Origin of the sequence: Oceanobacillus massiliensis str. N'diop (assembly GCF_000285495.1) — a bacterium.
Lineage (GTDB): Bacteria > Bacillota > Bacilli > Bacillales > Amphibacillaceae > Oceanobacillus > Oceanobacillus massiliensis.
Genome location: NZ_HE610978.1, coordinates 307,331 through 324,358, shown reverse-complemented (window position 1 = coordinate 324,358; position 17,028 = coordinate 307,331). Strand labels below are relative to the sequence as shown.

Genomic DNA, 17,028 nt, shown 5'->3' with positions numbered 1-17,028 from the left:
CGGAAAGGCATATAATTAAAATATTTAGGACATTTGTATAAATATGTCGGAGTTTATTTCCATGAAAATATGTAATAAATAATCCAGACAGCTAGTAAAGGTGATTATATGGCAAAAGAAGAAAATTTAACGATAACAGACATTATAAATAAGGCTAGTATTTATTTGTCGAACGATGATGTTGAATTGATTCAGCATGCATACGATTTCGCAAGTGAAGCCCATCATGATCAATTCAGGAAATCCGGTGAACCTTATATTATTCATCCTGTCCAGGTTGCAGGAATACTTGCCAATCTTGAAATGGATGCCGAAACAATTGCCGGAGGTTTTCTGCATGACGTGGTAGAAGATACTGACGTTACCCTCGAAAAAATGGAGCAGGAATTCAATCATGAAATAGCAATGCTGGTTGACGGAGTAACCAAATTAGGGAAAATCCGCTATGAAACAAAAGAAGCACAGCAGGCCGAGAATCATCGTAAAATGTTTGTTGCAATGGCAAAGGATATCCGTGTCATTCTGATCAAACTCGCAGACAGGCTGCACAACATGCGCACGCTAAAGCATCTTTCATCTGAAAAGCAGCGTAGAATTTCCAATGAGACATTGGAAATATTCGCTCCTCTCGCACACCGTCTCGGAATTTCAACTATCAAATGGGAGTTGGAAGATACAGCATTAAGGTACCTTAATCCCCAGCAATATTATAGAATTGTCCAATTGATGAAACAGAAAAGGGAAGAACGAGAATCTTACATTAAAGAAGTTATTGATGAACTCTCGGTAGATTTACATGAAGTGAATATTGAAGCGGAAATGTCCGGTCGTCCGAAACATTTATACAGTATATATCAAAAGATGGTTTTGCAGAACAAGCAATTTAACGAAATATACGACCTCCTGGCAGTCCGTATCATTGTCGACAGTATTAAAGACTGCTATGCGGTCCTGGGAATCATCCATACAAACTGGAAACCAATGCCAGGACGATTCAAGGACTATATTGCAATGCCCAAGCAGAATCTGTATCAGTCACTCCATACAACGGTAATCGGGCCAAAGGGCGACCCGCTTGAAGTTCAAATACGAACAAAGGAAATGCATGAGATTGCTGAGTATGGTATTGCTGCCCACTGGGCTTACAAAGAGGGCAAGCAAGTGAAACCAGGCAAAAAATCTTTTGAAGAAAAGCTGACTTGGTTCAGGGAGATACTTGACTGGCAAAATGATACACATGATGCGGAGGAATTCATTGAATCACTTAAGATCGATCTTTTTTTCGATATGGTATATGTGTTCACGCCAAAAGGAGAAGTTATTGAGCTGCCGTCCGGCTCGATACCACTTGATTTTGCCTATAAAATCCATACCGAAATAGGAAACAAGACAATAGGTGCCAAAATAAACGGCAAAATGGAGCCGCTGGATTATAAACTGCAAAACGGTGATATTGTCGAGGTAATGACATCAAAGCATTCCTATGGTCCTTCGCAGGATTGGCTGAAAATGACGCAAACGTCACAGGCCAAAAGCAAAATCAAGCAATTCTTCAAAAAACAGCGCAGAGAAGAAAATGTTATCAAGGGCAAGGAAGCGGTTGAGAAGGAAATCCGCGCTTTAAATATTGAACCGAAAGAAGTTCTGCTGCCCGATAATATGCAGCGCGTATACGATAAGTTCAATTTCACGAATGAAGAGGATATGTATGCAGCTGTCGGCTATCAGGGAATCACTGCTGCGTTAATAGCTACTCGGCTGACTGAAAAACTCCGTCAGACAAGACAGAAGGAACAGGACCTTGCGACAACCTTGGAGGAAGTAAAAACCGATCCCAGCCACAGCAGGTCCCATAAAAAGGACTCTGGTGTAAAAGTGGAAGGCGTGGACAATCTGCTTGTCCGTCTTGCTAAATGCTGTAATCCCGTACCTGGTGATACAATTCTCGGTTATATCACAAAGGGAAGAGGTGTTTCGGTTCATCGTTCTGATTGTCCAAATGTACAAACAGAAGAAGCACAACAACGCTATCTTCATGTTGAGTGGGAAAATGGAAATACAGACAACAAGCAATATCATGTCGATATTCAGATTACCGGATATGATCGCAGGGGTCTTCTTAATGAAGTGCTTCAGGCGGTGAATGAAACGAAAACGAACATTACACATGTTAACGGAAAATCTGACCGAAATAAAATGGCGATTATCCATATAACGATACTGATTCATAACACCAATCATCTGAGGAAAATTGTTGAACGCATCAAGCAGATAAAAGATGTCTATACGGTTACAAGAACGGTACAGTAATTATTTAAAGGGGCAATAGAAATGAAAGCAGTCATACAACGGGCTAAAAATGCTGATGTTCAAGTAGAAGAAGAAACTGTCGGTGAGATCAATGACGGATTTGTTGTTCTTCTAGGGGTCACCCATGAAGATACAATCGATGATGTAGAATATCTGGTAAATAAAATTGTTCATTTGCGTGTGTTTGAGGATGCCAGCGGAAAAATGAATCTTTCGCTAAAGGACGTCAATGGTCAAGTTTTGTCCATATCCCAATTTACGCTCTATGGAGATACAAGAAAAGGAAGACGTCCCAATTTCATGCAGGCAGCAAAACCGGAGGCTGCAAAACAATTATATGAGATTTTTAATCGTCAGTTGCGAGAACAGGGGATAACTGTAGAAACAGGCGAGTTCGGCGCAATGATGGATGTTACCTTTACAAATGTCGGGCCGGTTACTTTGATCGTTGACAGTAAGGAGAAATAGGCAAAAAAGGGGCTGTGTCATATATTTTATGGCTTGAGGGCACCTTTTTTGATGTGCTGCAGGAGTTTTCAGGGCTGCAGCCAAACATAGAGTTTCTTTTTTATATCACGAAACGTTCCATGTCATTTCTGGCAAGAACGATTAAAAAAATCGCCAGGTCCATTATATTGCAGGTGAATAACCGACAATTAACGGACAGGGCGATTTTTTGCTGTAACATCATCCTCTTTGTATTAAGGAAAGCAGATTGTTTATTTATTCGTCGAAATAGGCACCAAGACCGCTGACGATGCCGCTGACCAGTTTCTTCTGATAGGCATTTGTTTTAAGCAATGCTTCCTTCTCGGGATTGGATATGAATCCCAGTTCCAGGAGCACGGAAGGCTTCATGTTCATTCGCAGCACAAGAAAGTCTCCTTCTCCTATTCCACGGTCAGATACCTCGGTTTCCTTTATGATGCCTTCTTGAATATATTGAGCCATTTTTTCATTTTGACCGGCATAATAAAACGATTCTATCCCAGATACATTCGGCAGCTCCGGTACACTATTATAATGGAGACTGATAAAGGCATCCGTGTCGACAAAATTCGAGTATGTTGCTCTGCTGGCAAGGGAAATAAACTCATCATCTGCTCTCGTGAGATGTACATCTGCCCCAAGGTATTGAAGCTCCTGTGCCAGCTCGTGGGCTGTCAGGTAGGTAATGTCTTTTTCAAACGACTCTGTTGCGCCGATTGCTCCAACGTCTCTTCCGCCATGGCCCGCATCGATGACGATTGTCTTATTTTTGAATCCGCTGTTATCGGTACTGCCGGAATCATTGATGAGATCCTTTAATACAAATCCCGTAACTTCTTCATTTGATACCTCATACCAATCGCCAGAACTGGAAATAACCTCAAATTCAGTACCCTCAGCGGCAAAGTCAATAATATCATGCTCTGTTGAAGGTCCTTCTCTTAACTGTGTGTTGTCCTCCTGGATTGTAATGGAACTGACACCGGGTTCTTCACCTGATACGGCAGAGGATTCTGGTTCTGCTGTCGAGTCTTCGGATACAGAGATAAATTCTGCTGAAACCCAGCCCGTTCCTTCAGGCAATTCAATTTCAACCCAGTCGTCCATTTGCTGGACAACCGTATAGCTTTGACCAGTATCGGCACTGCCGATGCTTTCGTATTCTGTTCCGGGTCCACTTCTGATATTGAGGTTGGATCCGGTAATCACGGCCTCTTCAGCATAGACATTCCCTCCGGTTGCATGGAAGAAGATGAATGCAGTAAATAATATTAAAATCAGTTTTCCTGAATGCACGGTTTTCCTCCCAAATTTCATTTTATGTTTATGTATCTATCTAATAAGTATAATAAAAATTTTCATTTAAGGCAAAACTATAGATGACAGGTATATGAAATGAGGAGGAAACTAGGTTGAGAATGAATGATAAGCAATGGAATGCAGCAACCCAGAAAGACATTTTCACTGCGGATCTCCACCAATTTATCGAGCTGGAAGGGCAGGGGAATTACCTTGAGATTGCAAGCGAATTGGGGATATCGATTGGCGAAGTCAAATTATTGAAGAAAAAGTTAAGCCGTTCTTGACATTATAGTTTGTTCCGATTAATATAATAGACATTCAATTAAATTAAATCAATGTACACTGATGACGGAAAAAGTAATCAGATATCACATGTATAGAGAGAAAATGTCGCCTGGCTGAGAGCATTTTCCATGGTGGTCTGATGAAGGACATTCCCGAGGATTTATATCGAAATATAGTAGGTATGAACGTTTTGCAGGCGTTAACTGTGTAGAGCGGATGCTGTTGTTTGGCATCAACTAGGGTGGCAACGCGGGTAAACTCCCGTCCCTTATATTTATATAAGGGACGGGAGTTTTTTGTTTTAGGCTCTTTTCGTAAGTATTATTGTTATTTCTAACGCTGTATTTGCTAAAAACTGCGACATAACTAGCAACGGCCGATTTCCGCTCCGGGCAGTCGCTTTCCGCGGGCAACGCTTCAGCTTCCTCAGAAGCAAGCCCGGCTTCTTGCGGGATCTTCAGCTGTTGCTATTCCCGCTGGAGTCGACTGCCCTACGCTCCAATCCATCAGCTTAATAATTGAATATCAGTAATTTGATTCAGAAGGCCAAATCTTAGCGGAGGAAATACACGGAGACTCCTGCGGGAAAGCGAAGACGATGAGACCCCACAGGGAGCGAACTTTGCGAGCGAGGAGGCTCATCGCGAGCCCGCGGAAAGCGCAGTGTATTTCCGGAGTGGAGATAAAACACATCATCAAATTACGTCGCATTTTATATATTTTATGCAAAACAACAAACTTTGAGAAAACAGCCTTGTTTTATAATTTAATATCGGGGGTTATAAAGATGAATATGAAAGCGCCAAGAGGTACAGTGGATCTATTGCCTAAGGATGCAGCTAAATGGCAATATGCCGAAAATATAATTAAAGATGTTTGTAACAGATTCCATTTTAAAGAGATTCGAACACCTTTGTTTGAGCATACGGAAGTATTTCAGCGTGGTGTCGGGGATTCTACAGATATTGTCCAAAAGGAAATGTATACCTTTGAGGATCGCGGCGGCAGAAGCTTAACTTTAAGACCTGAAGGAACAGCGTCAGTAGCAAGGGCCTTTGTCGAAAACAAGTTATTCGGTGAACCAAACCAGCCTGTTAAGCTTTATTATTTTGCACAGATGTTTCGCTATGAGCGTCCGCAAAAAGGCCGTATGCGTCAGCTTAATCAGTTTGGAGTGGAGGTCCTTGGAAGCGATGATCCGGCGGTCGATGCAGAAGTTATTGATCTGGCGATGACGGTTTACAAGCAATTAGGATTGAAATCATTGAAACTGGTTGTTAATTCCCTTGGAGATAAGGAAAGCAGAGATAATCACAGACAGGCGCTTGTAAAGCATTTTGAACCACATAAAGAAGAGCTCTGCAAGGATTGTCAGACAAGACTTTCCCAAAACCCGCTGCGGATTCTTGACTGTAAGACAGACCGTGATCATCCGGCAATGAAAACTGCTCCATCTATTCTTGATTATTTGAATGAAGCATCTAAATTGTATTTTGACAAGGTACAGGAGTATTTATCCATGATGGATATTGACTATGTGGTCGACGCAAACCTTGTCAGAGGTCTTGACTATTATAATCATACTGCCTTTGAAATTATGAGTGAAGCTTCTGGATTCGGAGCTATTACAACATTGGCTGGCGGCGGCCGCTATAATGGCTTGATAGAAGAGCTGGGCGGACCTGACACACCAGGTATTGGTTTTGGTATGGGTTTTGAACGCCTGTTAATGGCATTGGAAGCAGAAAATATAGAAATTCCTGCAGACGATGATCTGGATTGTTTTGTAGTTGCCATGGGTTCTGCTGCTGTAGAGAAAGCGGCCGCCCGTCTGGTACACGAGCTGCGGATGAGCGGGATTCAAGTCGATAAGGATTATCAGGGGCGAAAGATGAAGGGGCAGTTTAAAGCGGCCGATCGTTACCGTTCGAGATATGTTCTGGTTCTAGGTGAAGATGAACTTGAAAAACAGGTTATCAATGTAAAAGAAATGGAAACAGGGGAGCAAGTAGAAATACCATTAAATGACATTGCGGCAAAAATGAAGGAAAAGTTTGCAGGAGGTAAGGTTGATGAGTGAACGGATATTAGCTGGAAAGCTATCGGAAGAATACATTGGACAAGAAATTTTACTGAAAGGATGGGTACAGAAAAGACGTGATCTTGGTGGGCTGATTTTTATAGACTTGCGCGATAGGTCAGGAATTGTACAGGTTGTGTTTAATCCGGACCATTCTCAGGAAGCTTTGGAAATTGCAGAAAGAATCCGTTCGGAATATGTTGTGGAAATCAGCGGTAAAGTTGTTGGTCGCGATGAATCCACCATAAATACAACGATGGAAACAGGTAGAATCGAAGTGATTGCCACATCGATCAATATCTTGAATAAATCCAAAACACCTCCTTTCGCTATACAGGACGAGACAGATGTCAACGAGGATGTCAGACTGAAATACCGTTATTTGGATTTGAGAAGAAGCTCCTTGCAGGAAACATTCAAATTGCGCCACCGGACAACACAGTCTATTCGGAACTTTTTAAACGATAATGAGTTTTTAGAGATGGAAACACCAATATTGACAAAAAGCACACCTGAAGGGGCACGTGATTATCTTGTCCCCAGCCGTGTACATCCAGGCGAATTTTATGCATTGCCGCAGTCACCACAATTATTCAAACAGTTAATTATGATGAGCGGTTTCGAGAAGTATTATCAGATAGCCAGATGTTTCCGTGATGAAGATCTCCGTGCAGACCGTCAGCCGGAATTTACCCAGATTGATATTGAAACTTCATTCTTGACCAGTGATGAAATTATGGAAATGACGGAAAAAATGATGCAGCAGGTTGTGAAGGAAGTTAAGGATATTGATATTGAATTGCCATTGCCAAGAATGCCGTATGACGAAGCAATGAATCGTTATGGTTCCGATAAACCGGATACGCGATTTGATCTGGAATTAATTCAGGTGTCAGATGTCTTGGCTTCATCCACTTTTAAAGTCTTTCAGGGTGCAATTGAAGCTGGTGGAAAGGTTGCTTTACTTAATGTGAAAGGGGAAGCTGGAAACTTTTCACGGAAAGACATCGATAAGCTTACAGACTTTGTCAAAGTATATGGAGCTAAAGGTCTTGCATGGCTGAAGGCAGAAGGGTCTGATCTGAAGGGACCGATCCTTAAGTTCCTTACCGATGAAGAAAAAGCCTGCATAATAGAAAAGGCCAATGCAGAAGATGGAGATCTGTTATTGTTTGTAGCAGATAAGTCATCTGTTGTCTATGATAGTCTTGGAGCTTTGCGTTTAAAGCTAGGAAAGCAATTAGGTATGATTAATGAAGACAAGTTTAATTTCCTATGGGTAACGGATTGGCCATTATTTGAATATGATGAGGAAATGGGCAGGTATTTTGCAGCGCATCATCCATTCACTTCCCCAATCGAGCAGGATATCGAGAAGCTTGAATCCGATCCTGGCAGCGTTCGCGCCAATGCTTATGACCTTGTATTAAATGGATATGAATTAGGCGGCGGATCGATTCGTATTTATCAAAAAGAGCAGCAGGATCATATGTTTAAAGCACTTGGATTCAGTGAAGAAGAAGCGAGAGACCAATTTGGGTTCCTTCTGGACGCGCTTGAGTATGGTGCTCCGCCACATGGCGGGATTGCACTAGGTCTCGACCGGATCATTATGCTTCTTGCAGGAAGATCAAATCTTAGAGATACGATTCTTTTCCCTAAGACGGCGTCTGCCTCCGACTTATTGACGAATGCACCAAGTGAAGTTAGCAATGTTCAGCTTGGAGAACTCTCAATCGAATTGGCCGACAAGGAAGACTGACCAAAGCATTTTTTATTACAGTGTGTAATGGTAATTTAACATTTATGGATATTGAAAAAATATCATATGCATGTTAATATATATTTACAAATTGATACAAATCGTTCAATCCTGATGTGTTCGTCTGTTACAAGTATTTTGACCGAACAACTATAAAAATGGGAACCTGATTTTGTTTTTATAGTGCGTACCTGCCTCATGCTTGAGGAAGTACAATATCTATAAAACAGGGTACCCACTTGCTTAAAGCGGGATCAAAACTTTACGTCGACGGCACAATCGGGATTGAACGAATACATATGATTAGAGTATAGCGTTGGCATAGGTGTTTTAACCAACGAAAAATCCGAACCGCTTCTAAATTCTTATGAGAATTTTTAGCTGTTCGGATTTTTAATGTTTTTGGTTAATTGCTTAGCTTTCTGTCTGCCGCGTCAAATCCAGCTTTTTTGGAATTCATGGGGGCGGCTATAGAGCAATACTATTAATTGCTCCCCTGGGCAAGCTGTTCCAAGTTGCCGTTTTTGTCCATCCGGAATGCCGGAGATGCATGGCTTCCCTTGTCATCCAAAACGGTCATTTTTCTTGCGCGATCCATTATTTGAATAAATGTCTGATAATCCTCCTGGATCGATACCAGCTGGTTTTCCGTACTGGAAAGCTGTTTCTCTAGTTCCTCAACCTTTGCTTTAAGCATGGCATTATCTTTTTCAGTTGATTCCAGGGCGGATTTTGATTGATTGGAAGCATGATAGTCTTTTTTCAACTCTCGTAAAAACTGAATAACCATGTCAAGATTTATAGATGGTTGTTCCAACACCATCATGGATGTGTTTTCTTCTTCAGTCTCCTCTGCATCATATACAGTTGAGAGAGGGATTGCTGGTACTCTCGTTCTTTTCATTGCGGTGCCCATTGCCCGTTTTTTCTCTTTCCGCTGCCTTTTTGCAAGATCGATAGCACTTTCATACTTTGTTCGAACTTCTGCATTCCAGCGGAAACCGCAGGCTGCAGAGGTTCTGTTCAATTTGTCTCCGACTTCATCAAAAGCATTCAGTTGTGTGCTGCCTTCCCGGATATGACGTAAAACTGTTTCTGCTAGCAATAAATCATCCTCATGAGACCAGGCATCCTGTCTGACTTTTACCAATATGTTCAACTCCTTTTTATAAATAGAGGATGTTCAAAGATTGTAGACTGCTCTTTGAACATGCACTAGTAACAATAGATTGTAACTTTTAAGTCTATTGTTGCCTCATAAAAAGGGATTTATACGTCAATTCTTTTTATCTCTCTGAATTTTATCATAAACTTGCTTTAATGCCTGCTCGAACTTCCCGCTGTTCTTGGGCTGGTAATAGTTTTTGTTTTTGATAGAGTCTGGCAGATATTGCTGGTTAATCCACGCGCCTTCATAATTGTGCGGATATTTGTAATCATTTCCCCGTCCGAGTTTTGCCGCACCCTGGTAATGGGAATCCTTCAAATGCAAGGGGATTTCCCCGCTTTTGCCAGCCCTTATATCTGTTAATGCTGCATCCAATGCCTTATAGGCAGTATTTGATTTCGGAGACAGTGCCAGCTCGACAATGGCAACGGACAAGGGAATTCTCGCCTCTGGAAAGCCGAGCCTCTCGGCAGCTTGTACAGCAGCAACCGCTCTCGGACCTGCCTGCGGATTTGCAAGACCGATATCTTCATAGGCTATGACAATCATTCGTCGCGCAATGCTATCCAGATCACCCGCTTCAATTAATCTTCCTAAATAATGAAGTGAGGCATCCACATCACTGCCGCGTATTGATTTTTGAAAGGCGGATAGTACATCATAATGGGCATCCCCGTCTTTATCATGGGAAAAACTCTTTTTCTGCATGCATTCTTCGGTTGTATGCAAGTCGATTAAGCGTTTATTTTCAGGATTTTCCGGTGTTGACGATACTGCCAGCTCCAGTCCGTTCAATGCTGAACGGAGATCTCCATTTGCTGCGTTTGCCAAATGTTCTATGGCATCATCAGTGATTTCGATATCAAGTGTGCCATAGCCTTCTTCCTTATTGTTAAGTGCACGAATGATAGCAGTCTTAACATTGTCCGGAGTCAAGGCTTGTAATTCAAATAGATGACATCTGCTGCGGATTGCTGGATTGATGGAATGATAGGGGTTGCTGGTGGTGCAGCCAATCAAGGTTACCAGATTGCTTTCCAGATGCGGCAGAAGGAAGTCCTGCTTTGCTTTATCGAGACGGTGCACTTCATCGAGAATCAATACTACCTGACCCATCATCTTTGCTTCTTCGACGACAATTTCCATATCTTTCTTCTTGTCTGCGACGGCATTCAGCATTTTAACAGGCAGACCGACTGTTTTGGCAAGTGCATAGGCCATGGAAGTTTTTCCTGTTCCGGGTGGACCGAAAAGAATCATGGAAGCCAGTCTTTTCGCTTGAACCATCCGATTGATAATCTTTCCCTCACCGACCAGATGCTCCTGTCCGATAATTTCTTCTATATGTTCGGGCCTCATTCGAAATGCGAGCGGTTTTTGTTTCATTTTAATCGTCCTTTATATATAATAATATATTTAAAAGCTTAATCCCGATTCAGCTTAAATGCAAGGGACATACTATTCATGCTATAATAGCATTTATTATAGAATGATGGACGAAAGAAAGAATTTGAGGTGCATTTAATGAAGATATCAACAAAAGGTAGATACGGATTAACCATCATGATTGATCTAGCGAAGAAACACGGGGAAGGTCCGACATCATTGAAATCAATCGCAAAAGAAAATAATCTGTCGGAGCATTATTTGGAACAGCTTGCTTCTCCACTCCGCAATGCCGGTCTGATTAAAAGTATCCGCGGAGCGTACGGCGGATATATTCTGTCAAGAGAGCCAAGAGAGATTACGGCAGGTGATGTTATTCGTGTTCTGGAAGGACCGCTCACAATCGTAGAGGGGATTGAAGCTGAAAAGCCAGCACAGCAGGCTTTATGGCTGCAAATTCGCGATGCCGTAAAGGGTGTCCTGGACAAAACAAATTTGGACGAATTGGCCAATCATGAAAATGATGATCCACAGGACGCCTATATGTTTTATATATAACATGCGATCAAAAGCATGATGTGAGAATATGGGCTTAAAGAAGCAGCCATGGCTTATTTTTGTGAAATGGCAAAGCCGTGTCAGCTATTCTGTCTGCCCTAGGGAAAGGAAATGTATTATGGAACCAATCTATATGGATCATGCAGCAACCTCTCCGATAGCCGAAGAGGTTGTTCAGGCAATGGTGCCAGTCTATAATGAGGTATTTGGAAACCCTTCGAGCGTACATTCATTCGGAAGAAAAGCAAGACAGCTTCTGGATGAGTCAAGACGCGTGCTGGCTGCAAGCATATATGCAAATGAAAAGGAAATTATTTTTACCAGTGGAGGAACCGAGGCGGATAATCTTGCCTTAATGGGAACTGCGCTTGCAAATCGGGATAAAGGGAACCATATCATAACGACCGTGCAGGAGCACCATGCTGCGCTGCATACTGCAGAAGCATTGGAAAAAATGGGATTCAGGGTAACGTATCTGCCGGTTTACAAAAATGGCAAGATAGCGCTTGAGGATTTACGCAGTGCTTTAACCGATGAAACGATCCTTGTCTCTGTCATGTATGTCAATAATGAAACTGGCATCATCCAGCCAATTAAAGAGATAGGCGAACTACTAAAGGATCACCAGGCATATTTTCATACTGATGCAGTGCAAGCCTATGGACTGCTTGATATAAATGTAAAAGAAACTGGCATTGATATGCTGACCGTGTCCGCTCATAAAATAAATGGTCCAAAAGGAATCGGTTTTCTGTATGCGGACGAACGGATTAAGATTGATGCCCTGCAATTTGGCGGGGAACAGGAAAGAAAACGCCGTCCAGGGACTGAAAATATAGCTGGGGCTGCCGGTTTTAAAAAAGCGGTCGAACTATCAATGGACAAACGGCAATCAAGAAATGAAGAATATAAAGGATTCAAGGATTTGTTCATTCAAGAGCTGCGTGAGAATGGAATTCGCTTTGAAGTGAACGGTGATCCGGAGTCAGCAATACCTTCGATTGTAAATATCAGTTTTCCTGGTGCCAATGTAGAGGCACTGCTAACAAATTTTGACTTGGAAGGAATCGCTGCTTCAAGCGGAAGTGCGTGCACAGCCGGAAGTGTTGAACCATCTCATGTATTGACGGCCATGTTTGGAAAAGATAATCCATGTACAACCAATTCCATACGTTTCAGCTTTGGCATCTTCAATACAAAGGAGAACGTGGAAGAAGCTGCAAAACGGGTTTCGCGGATAGTAAAACGATTAACAATATAAGGGACTGAATCAGATGAAAAGCAATAAAGATATTCGGGTAGTAGTCGGGATGAGCGGTGGTGTTGATTCTTCAGTAGCTGCTTTGCTTCTAAAGGAGCAGGGCTATGATGTAGTCGGCATCTTTATGAAAAACTGGGATGATACAGATGAGTTTGGGGTCTGTACGGCAACAGAGGATTTTGACGATGTCGTGCGTGTCTGCAACCAGCTGGACATCCCATATTACTCCGTTAATTTTGAAAAGCAATATTGGGATAAAGTGTTCACCTATTTTCTGGATGAATATAAAGCGGGACGTACACCAAATCCAGATGTAATGTGTAATAAAGAGATTAAATTCAAGGCCTTTCTTGACCATGCGATGTCCCTTGGAGCCGATTATCTGGCAACAGGGCATTATGCACAAGTCAAAGAAACTGACGGGCGTATTGAGATGCTCCGGGGTGTGGATGACAACAAGGACCAGACCTATTTTCTCAACCAATTGTCTGCAGATGTCTTGAAGCAAGTAATGTTCCCGCTTGGACATATGCCCAAATCAGAAGTAAGAAGGATTGCCAAGGAGCATGGTTTGGTTACAGCAGATAAGAAAGATTCAACCGGAATCTGCTTTATCGGGGAACGTAATTTTAAAGAATTTCTAAGTGAATATTTACCTGCACAGCCTGGAGAAATGCAGACACTTGATGGGGCAGTGATGGGCCGTCATGATGGTCTCATGTACTACACGATCGGACAGCGGCAAGGTCTTGGTATTGGCGGTTCAGGAGATCCATGGTTTGTTGTCGGCAAGAATCTGAAGGATAATATTCTGTATGTCGAACAGGGATTCAGCAATGAAAAGCTCTATTCAGATGCCTTGGTGGCGACGGATCTAAACTGGATCAACGCGGATGTTATCACGGAAAGATTTAGCTGCACGGCCAAATTCCGCTACCGTCAAAAGGACAGTCAGGTAACGGTCAGCATACAAAGCGACGGTAAAGCATTTGTCGAATTTGACAGCAGAGAGCGTGCAATAACCCCTGGACAAGCTGTTGTCTTTTACGATGGGGAAGTATGTCTTGGCGGTGGAACGATCGATGAGATCATAAAGAATGATCATGCGCTGGAATATGTAGGATAGGTAAGGAGTAATTCGATGGATAAAAATGCACAGGCAATAAAGTATATGCAAGAACAGAACTTCGCTGAGGCGGCCAGATTATTCAATGAGGTTATTGAAGAGCATCCGAATGAGGCGTTAGGCTATATCAATTTTGGCAATCTATTAATTCAATTGAATGAAAATGACCGTGCGGAGCGGTTTTTTAAGAAGGCAATTGAACTGGATTCTGAAGCTGCTACAGCCTATTACGGTTTGGGGAATCTTTACTTTGAAAATTCCCTTTATGAGAAAGCGCAGCACAATTTTCATAAAGCGATTGAACTTGGTCTGGAGGAAAGTGATGTCTACTACATGCTTGGACTGACCCTGCAGAATCAGGAACAGTATAGATTGGCTTTGCCATACCTTCTGAGGGCAACGGAATTGGATGCAGAAGATGAGGAAATCCTGTTTCAATATGGACTGTCTCTTGCGCAAAGCAATATATTGAAGGATGCCGATACAGTGTTCCGCCGAGTACTGGATATGAATAGTGAACACAGTGATGCCCATTATAATCTGGGTGTCCTTTCCTTATTCAACGACCAGACAGCAGCGGCACTGCATCATTTTGAAGAGGCGCTCCGGATTCAGCCCGATCATGTTCTTGCTGCAAACGGGAAGAAGAATGTCGAGCAGTTATTGAATGAAAATTAGGTAGAGAATAGTGAGGTTGTTTGGAATGGAACAGGATCAGCAACAATCAAATGAAGAATTGGGATATATGAAAGGTGAAATATTATATACCATATTTCATAACGAAGCAGAACATTTTTCGATCGTTAAGCTTCGCGTCCAAGAGACGAATGAAAACTTCAAAGAAAAAGAGATTGTTGCAAAAGGGTATTTTTCCAATCTCCAGGAACAAACAACCTATTTTTTTTATGGCGAGTTTGAAAGGCATGCAAGATTTGGCCTGCAGTATAAAGTGACATCCTATAAAACCATTGTACCCGATACTAAGGATGGTTTGGCTGCTTACTTATCAAGTGATCTTTTTTATGGAATCGGCAAAAAGACCGCAGAACGCATCATTGAACACCTGGGAGAAACGGCTATAAGCAAAATTCTTCAAGACGAAAATGTTTTGCAGGGGGTTCCTGGACTAAATAAAGAAGCTGCTGAGCGTTTGGCGAAGAGTCTTAGAGATAATCAGGGATTTGAGCATGTAGCAGTCTTCCTTTCCAATTATGGAATTGGATTGAAAATGGCTCAAAACGTATATCAGAAGTATAAAGAAGAGGCAATTGATATTCTGAAAAAGGATCCCTATCAATATGTTTTTGATGTTGAGGGGTTTGGCTTCCGAACAGCCGATGAGATTGCCAGTCAGAATGGATTATCATTGACACACCCGAATCGGATTGGGGCAGGATGTATTTATATTCTGCAAAATAGTATTCAGGAAGGCCACGTTTTCCTGCCAGTGGACCTTTGCGTGGATCAAGTTTCGGGGCTTCTTGCTATACAGCCGGAAGAAACGTCGATTATTACCGATAGAATGGAAGAGCTGAATGCTGAGAAAAAATTGATTATCCAAAATGGCAATGTATATCTGCCTTCGCTATATTATGCAGAAGATGGCTTTGTTTCCAATCTGAAACGAATAATGAGCAAGCCTATCGAGAGTGAGACGTCGTTGGCTGAACTCATGAAAATAACCGGTGAAATTGAAGAAGCTGAAGTACTGAGCTATGGAAAAGAACAGTTTTCAGCAATCAACCAATCACTCCATTCGAAAATAATGATATTAACAGGCGGCCCAGGTACAGGGAAGACAACGGTAATCAAAGGAATTCTCAAGGCATATGCCACCATTCACCAAGTATCGCTTGACCCTGCAGATTATGAGAATAAGCAGGATTTTCCATTCATATTAACTGCTCCTACTGGACGGGCGGCGAAACGGCTAAATGAATCAACCGGTCTTCCCGCACTGACTATACATAGACTTCTGGGCTGGAATGGAAGTGACGGTTTTGATAAAGACGAACAAGAACAGCTCTCAGGAAAGTTTTTAATCGTGGATGAATTTTCGATGGTTGATACCTGGCTGGCAAACAGTTTATTTAAGGCCATACCGGACGATATGCAGATTCTGCTTGTAGGAGATGAGGATCAGCTACCATCTGTCGGGCCGGGACAGGTGCTTTCCGATTTATTGGGCAGTGCTTTATTGCCATTTGTAAGTTTGAATGAAGTGTATCGTCAAAAGGAAGGATCCAAAATCATTCAGCTTGCACATGAAATCAAAAATGATGCATGTACGATTGAATCACTTAAGAATGATAAGGATTTCAGCTTTATTTCATGTTTCGAACATCATATGGTCCAGGTCATAACATCTATCATAAAAAAGGCACTGGATAAAGGAATGGATGTGCGTGACATCCAAGTGCTCGCACCGATGTACCGGACACAGGCAGGGATCACCACGATCAATAAAGAACTGCAGAATCTCATCAACCCAATGACGAAGAGACGAAGAGAAGTCAAGTTCAATGATGTGATTTACCGTGTAGGCGACAAGGTGATCCAGCTGGTAAACCAGCCTGAAGATGGTGTTTATAACGGGGATATTGGAGAGGTAGCAGCAATTTTTAAACCAGATGAAAACAAGGAAAATGTCGAGCAGGTGGTCATAACGTTTGATGATAGGGAAGTAGTCTATGAGCGTAAGGATTACGTCAATTTCATGCATGCCTATTGCATCTCTATCCATAAATCACAGGGAAGTGAATTTCCGATTGTCATCTTGCCTGTTGTATCCACCTATAACCGGATGCTCAGAAAGAATCTTCTCTATACAGCAATAACAAGAAGTAAAGAATCGTTGATAATCTGCGGAGAACAGCAGGCATTTATGCGTGGTATTCAGACAAAGGATACGAATAAGCGTTATACCTCTTTAAAGGAACAATTAACTGCGAGATTGGAAGATATCACAATACCAGCGAATCTTGACTCAGAGGAACACGAAATTTCGCCCTATGATTTTATGTGATTTTTTAGGGTATGGAATAGGGGATTTTGGGCAACGATAGTAGCGTATTATCCGAAAAGGGGTATGTATATGCTGCGCTGTCCGAATTGCAATGGTAAAGATATCGGTAAGATAGGTACACAGGATTATTTCTGTTGGACCTGTTGCATTGAAATGACTATATCCGGCAATGAATTAATGGTGCATCAGATTGAATCTGATGGCAGTCTTAGTTCGCTCGACGATCTTTTCACAAAGGAACAAAGACAACTTCCGTAAAGTACTCCGAACTATAGG

The 17,028-nt window shown here is 42.1% G+C and carries 14 protein-coding genes, 1 other RNA gene and 1 other annotated feature; of the genes, 12 read left to right on the top strand and 3 right to left on the bottom strand.

What is annotated here, in order from left to right:
- Positions 1-108 precede the first annotated feature (108 nt).
- Together OMHG_RS11525 and dtd are read left to right on the top strand one after the other, a co-directional pair.
- On the top strand, positions 109-2,310 hold the full coding sequence (locus OMHG_RS11525; RefSeq protein WP_010651015.1) for a RelA/SpoT family protein: 2,202 nt from the start codon (positions 109-111) through the stop codon (positions 2,308-2,310).
- Positions 2,311-2,331: 21 nt separating this feature from the next.
- Positions 2,332-2,778, top strand: a complete 447-nt coding sequence (gene dtd / locus OMHG_RS11520; RefSeq protein ID WP_010651014.1) for a D-aminoacyl-tRNA deacylase — start codon at positions 2,332-2,334, stop codon at positions 2,776-2,778.
- Positions 2,779-3,033: 255 nt separating this feature from the next.
- On the opposite strand, the gene OMHG_RS11515 is transcribed toward dtd, so the two are convergent.
- Complete coding sequence (locus OMHG_RS11515) at positions 3,034-4,095, bottom strand: N-acetylmuramoyl-L-alanine amidase family protein (protein WP_010651013.1); 1,062 nt, start codon at positions 4,093-4,095, stop codon at positions 3,034-3,036.
- Between the two features lie 116 nt (positions 4,096-4,211).
- On the opposite strand from OMHG_RS11515, the gene OMHG_RS18770 reads away from it, so the two are divergent.
- The 4 genes from OMHG_RS18770 to ssrS all read left to right on the top strand — a co-directional run bounded on the left by OMHG_RS18770 (position 4,212) and on the right by ssrS (position 8,518).
- Positions 4,212-4,385 (top strand): hypothetical protein, encoded by a 174-nt coding sequence (locus tag OMHG_RS18770; RefSeq protein ID WP_010651012.1) that lies wholly within the window; start codon positions 4,212-4,214, stop codon positions 4,383-4,385.
- A 52-nt stretch (positions 4,386-4,437) separates the two neighbouring features.
- Positions 4,438-4,658: a binding site (T-box leader), on the top strand.
- A gap of 515 nt (positions 4,659-5,173) precedes the next feature.
- Positions 5,174-6,466 (top strand): histidine--tRNA ligase, encoded by a 1,293-nt coding sequence (gene hisS / locus OMHG_RS11510; protein WP_010651011.1) that lies wholly within the window; start codon positions 5,174-5,176, stop codon positions 6,464-6,466.
- On the top strand, positions 6,459-8,228 hold the full coding sequence (aspS, locus tag OMHG_RS11505; RefSeq protein ID WP_010651009.1) for an aspartate--tRNA ligase: 1,770 nt from the start codon (positions 6,459-6,461) through the stop codon (positions 8,226-8,228). The genes hisS and aspS overlap by 8 nt, the downstream gene beginning before the upstream one ends.
- Before the next feature lie 105 nt (positions 8,229-8,333).
- Positions 8,334-8,518: non-coding RNA, 6S RNA (ssrS, locus tag OMHG_RS17970), on the top strand.
- Positions 8,519-8,712: 194 nt separating this feature from the next.
- Here ssrS and OMHG_RS11500 read toward each other — a convergent pair.
- On the bottom strand, positions 8,713-9,378 hold the full coding sequence (locus OMHG_RS11500; RefSeq protein ID WP_010651008.1) for an RsfA family transcriptional regulator: 666 nt from the start codon (positions 9,376-9,378) through the stop codon (positions 8,713-8,715).
- Positions 9,379-9,504: 126 nt separating this feature from the next.
- Positions 9,505-10,782, bottom strand: a complete 1,278-nt coding sequence (locus tag OMHG_RS11495; RefSeq protein ID WP_010651007.1) for a replication-associated recombination protein A — start codon at positions 10,780-10,782, stop codon at positions 9,505-9,507.
- 138 nt (positions 10,783-10,920) lie between these two features.
- On the opposite strand from OMHG_RS11495, the gene cymR reads away from it, so the two are divergent.
- From cymR to OMHG_RS19075, 6 genes are all read left to right on the top strand, one after another.
- Positions 10,921-11,340: a cysteine metabolism transcriptional regulator CymR gene (cymR, locus tag OMHG_RS11490; RefSeq protein WP_010651006.1), complete on the top strand. Its 420-nt coding sequence runs from the start codon at positions 10,921-10,923 to the stop codon at positions 11,338-11,340.
- A 118-nt stretch (positions 11,341-11,458) separates the two neighbouring features.
- Positions 11,459-12,601 (top strand): cysteine desulfurase family protein, encoded by a 1,143-nt coding sequence (locus tag OMHG_RS11485; RefSeq protein WP_010651005.1) that lies wholly within the window; start codon positions 11,459-11,461, stop codon positions 12,599-12,601.
- Between the two features lie 13 nt (positions 12,602-12,614).
- Positions 12,615-13,727: a tRNA 2-thiouridine(34) synthase MnmA gene (gene mnmA, locus OMHG_RS11480; RefSeq protein ID WP_010651004.1), complete on the top strand. Its 1,113-nt coding sequence runs from the start codon at positions 12,615-12,617 to the stop codon at positions 13,725-13,727.
- A 15-nt stretch (positions 13,728-13,742) separates the two neighbouring features.
- Positions 13,743-14,405 (top strand): tetratricopeptide repeat protein, encoded by a 663-nt coding sequence (locus OMHG_RS11475; RefSeq protein ID WP_010651002.1) that lies wholly within the window; start codon positions 13,743-13,745, stop codon positions 14,403-14,405.
- A gap of 25 nt (positions 14,406-14,430) precedes the next feature.
- On the top strand, positions 14,431-16,752 hold the full coding sequence (recD2, locus tag OMHG_RS11470; RefSeq protein WP_010651001.1) for an SF1B family DNA helicase RecD2: 2,322 nt from the start codon (positions 14,431-14,433) through the stop codon (positions 16,750-16,752).
- Between the two features lie 69 nt (positions 16,753-16,821).
- Positions 16,822-17,010 carry a hypothetical protein gene (locus tag OMHG_RS19075; protein ID WP_010651000.1) on the top strand — a complete coding sequence of 63 codons (189 nt, stop codon included), beginning with the start codon at positions 16,822-16,824 and terminating at the stop codon, positions 17,008-17,010.
- The last annotated feature ends 18 nt before the right edge of the window (positions 17,011-17,028 follow it).

Coding starts and splice junctions, on each gene's coding strand:
- cymR (WP_010651006.1), top strand. CDS start 10,921: ATGAAGATATCAACAAAAGGTAGATACGGATTAACCATCATGATTGAT.
- hisS (WP_010651011.1), top strand. CDS start 5,174: ATGAATATGAAAGCGCCAAGAGGTACAGTGGATCTATTGCCTAAGGAT.
- OMHG_RS11525 (WP_010651015.1), top strand. CDS start 109: ATGGCAAAAGAAGAAAATTTAACGATAACAGACATTATAAATAAGGCT.
- OMHG_RS11495 (WP_010651007.1), bottom strand. CDS start 10,782: ATGAAACAAAAACCGCTCGCATTTCGAATGAGGCCCGAACATATAGAA.
- dtd (WP_010651014.1), top strand. CDS start 2,332: ATGAAAGCAGTCATACAACGGGCTAAAAATGCTGATGTTCAAGTAGAA.
- recD2 (WP_010651001.1), top strand. CDS start 14,431: ATGGAACAGGATCAGCAACAATCAAATGAAGAATTGGGATATATGAAA.
- aspS (WP_010651009.1), top strand. CDS start 6,459: ATGAGTGAACGGATATTAGCTGGAAAGCTATCGGAAGAATACATTGGA.
- OMHG_RS11475 (WP_010651002.1), top strand. CDS start 13,743: ATGGATAAAAATGCACAGGCAATAAAGTATATGCAAGAACAGAACTTC.
- mnmA (WP_010651004.1), top strand. CDS start 12,615: ATGAAAAGCAATAAAGATATTCGGGTAGTAGTCGGGATGAGCGGTGGT.
- OMHG_RS11485 (WP_010651005.1), top strand. CDS start 11,459: ATGGAACCAATCTATATGGATCATGCAGCAACCTCTCCGATAGCCGAA.
- OMHG_RS19075 (WP_010651000.1), top strand. CDS start 16,822: ATGCTGCGCTGTCCGAATTGCAATGGTAAAGATATCGGTAAGATAGGT.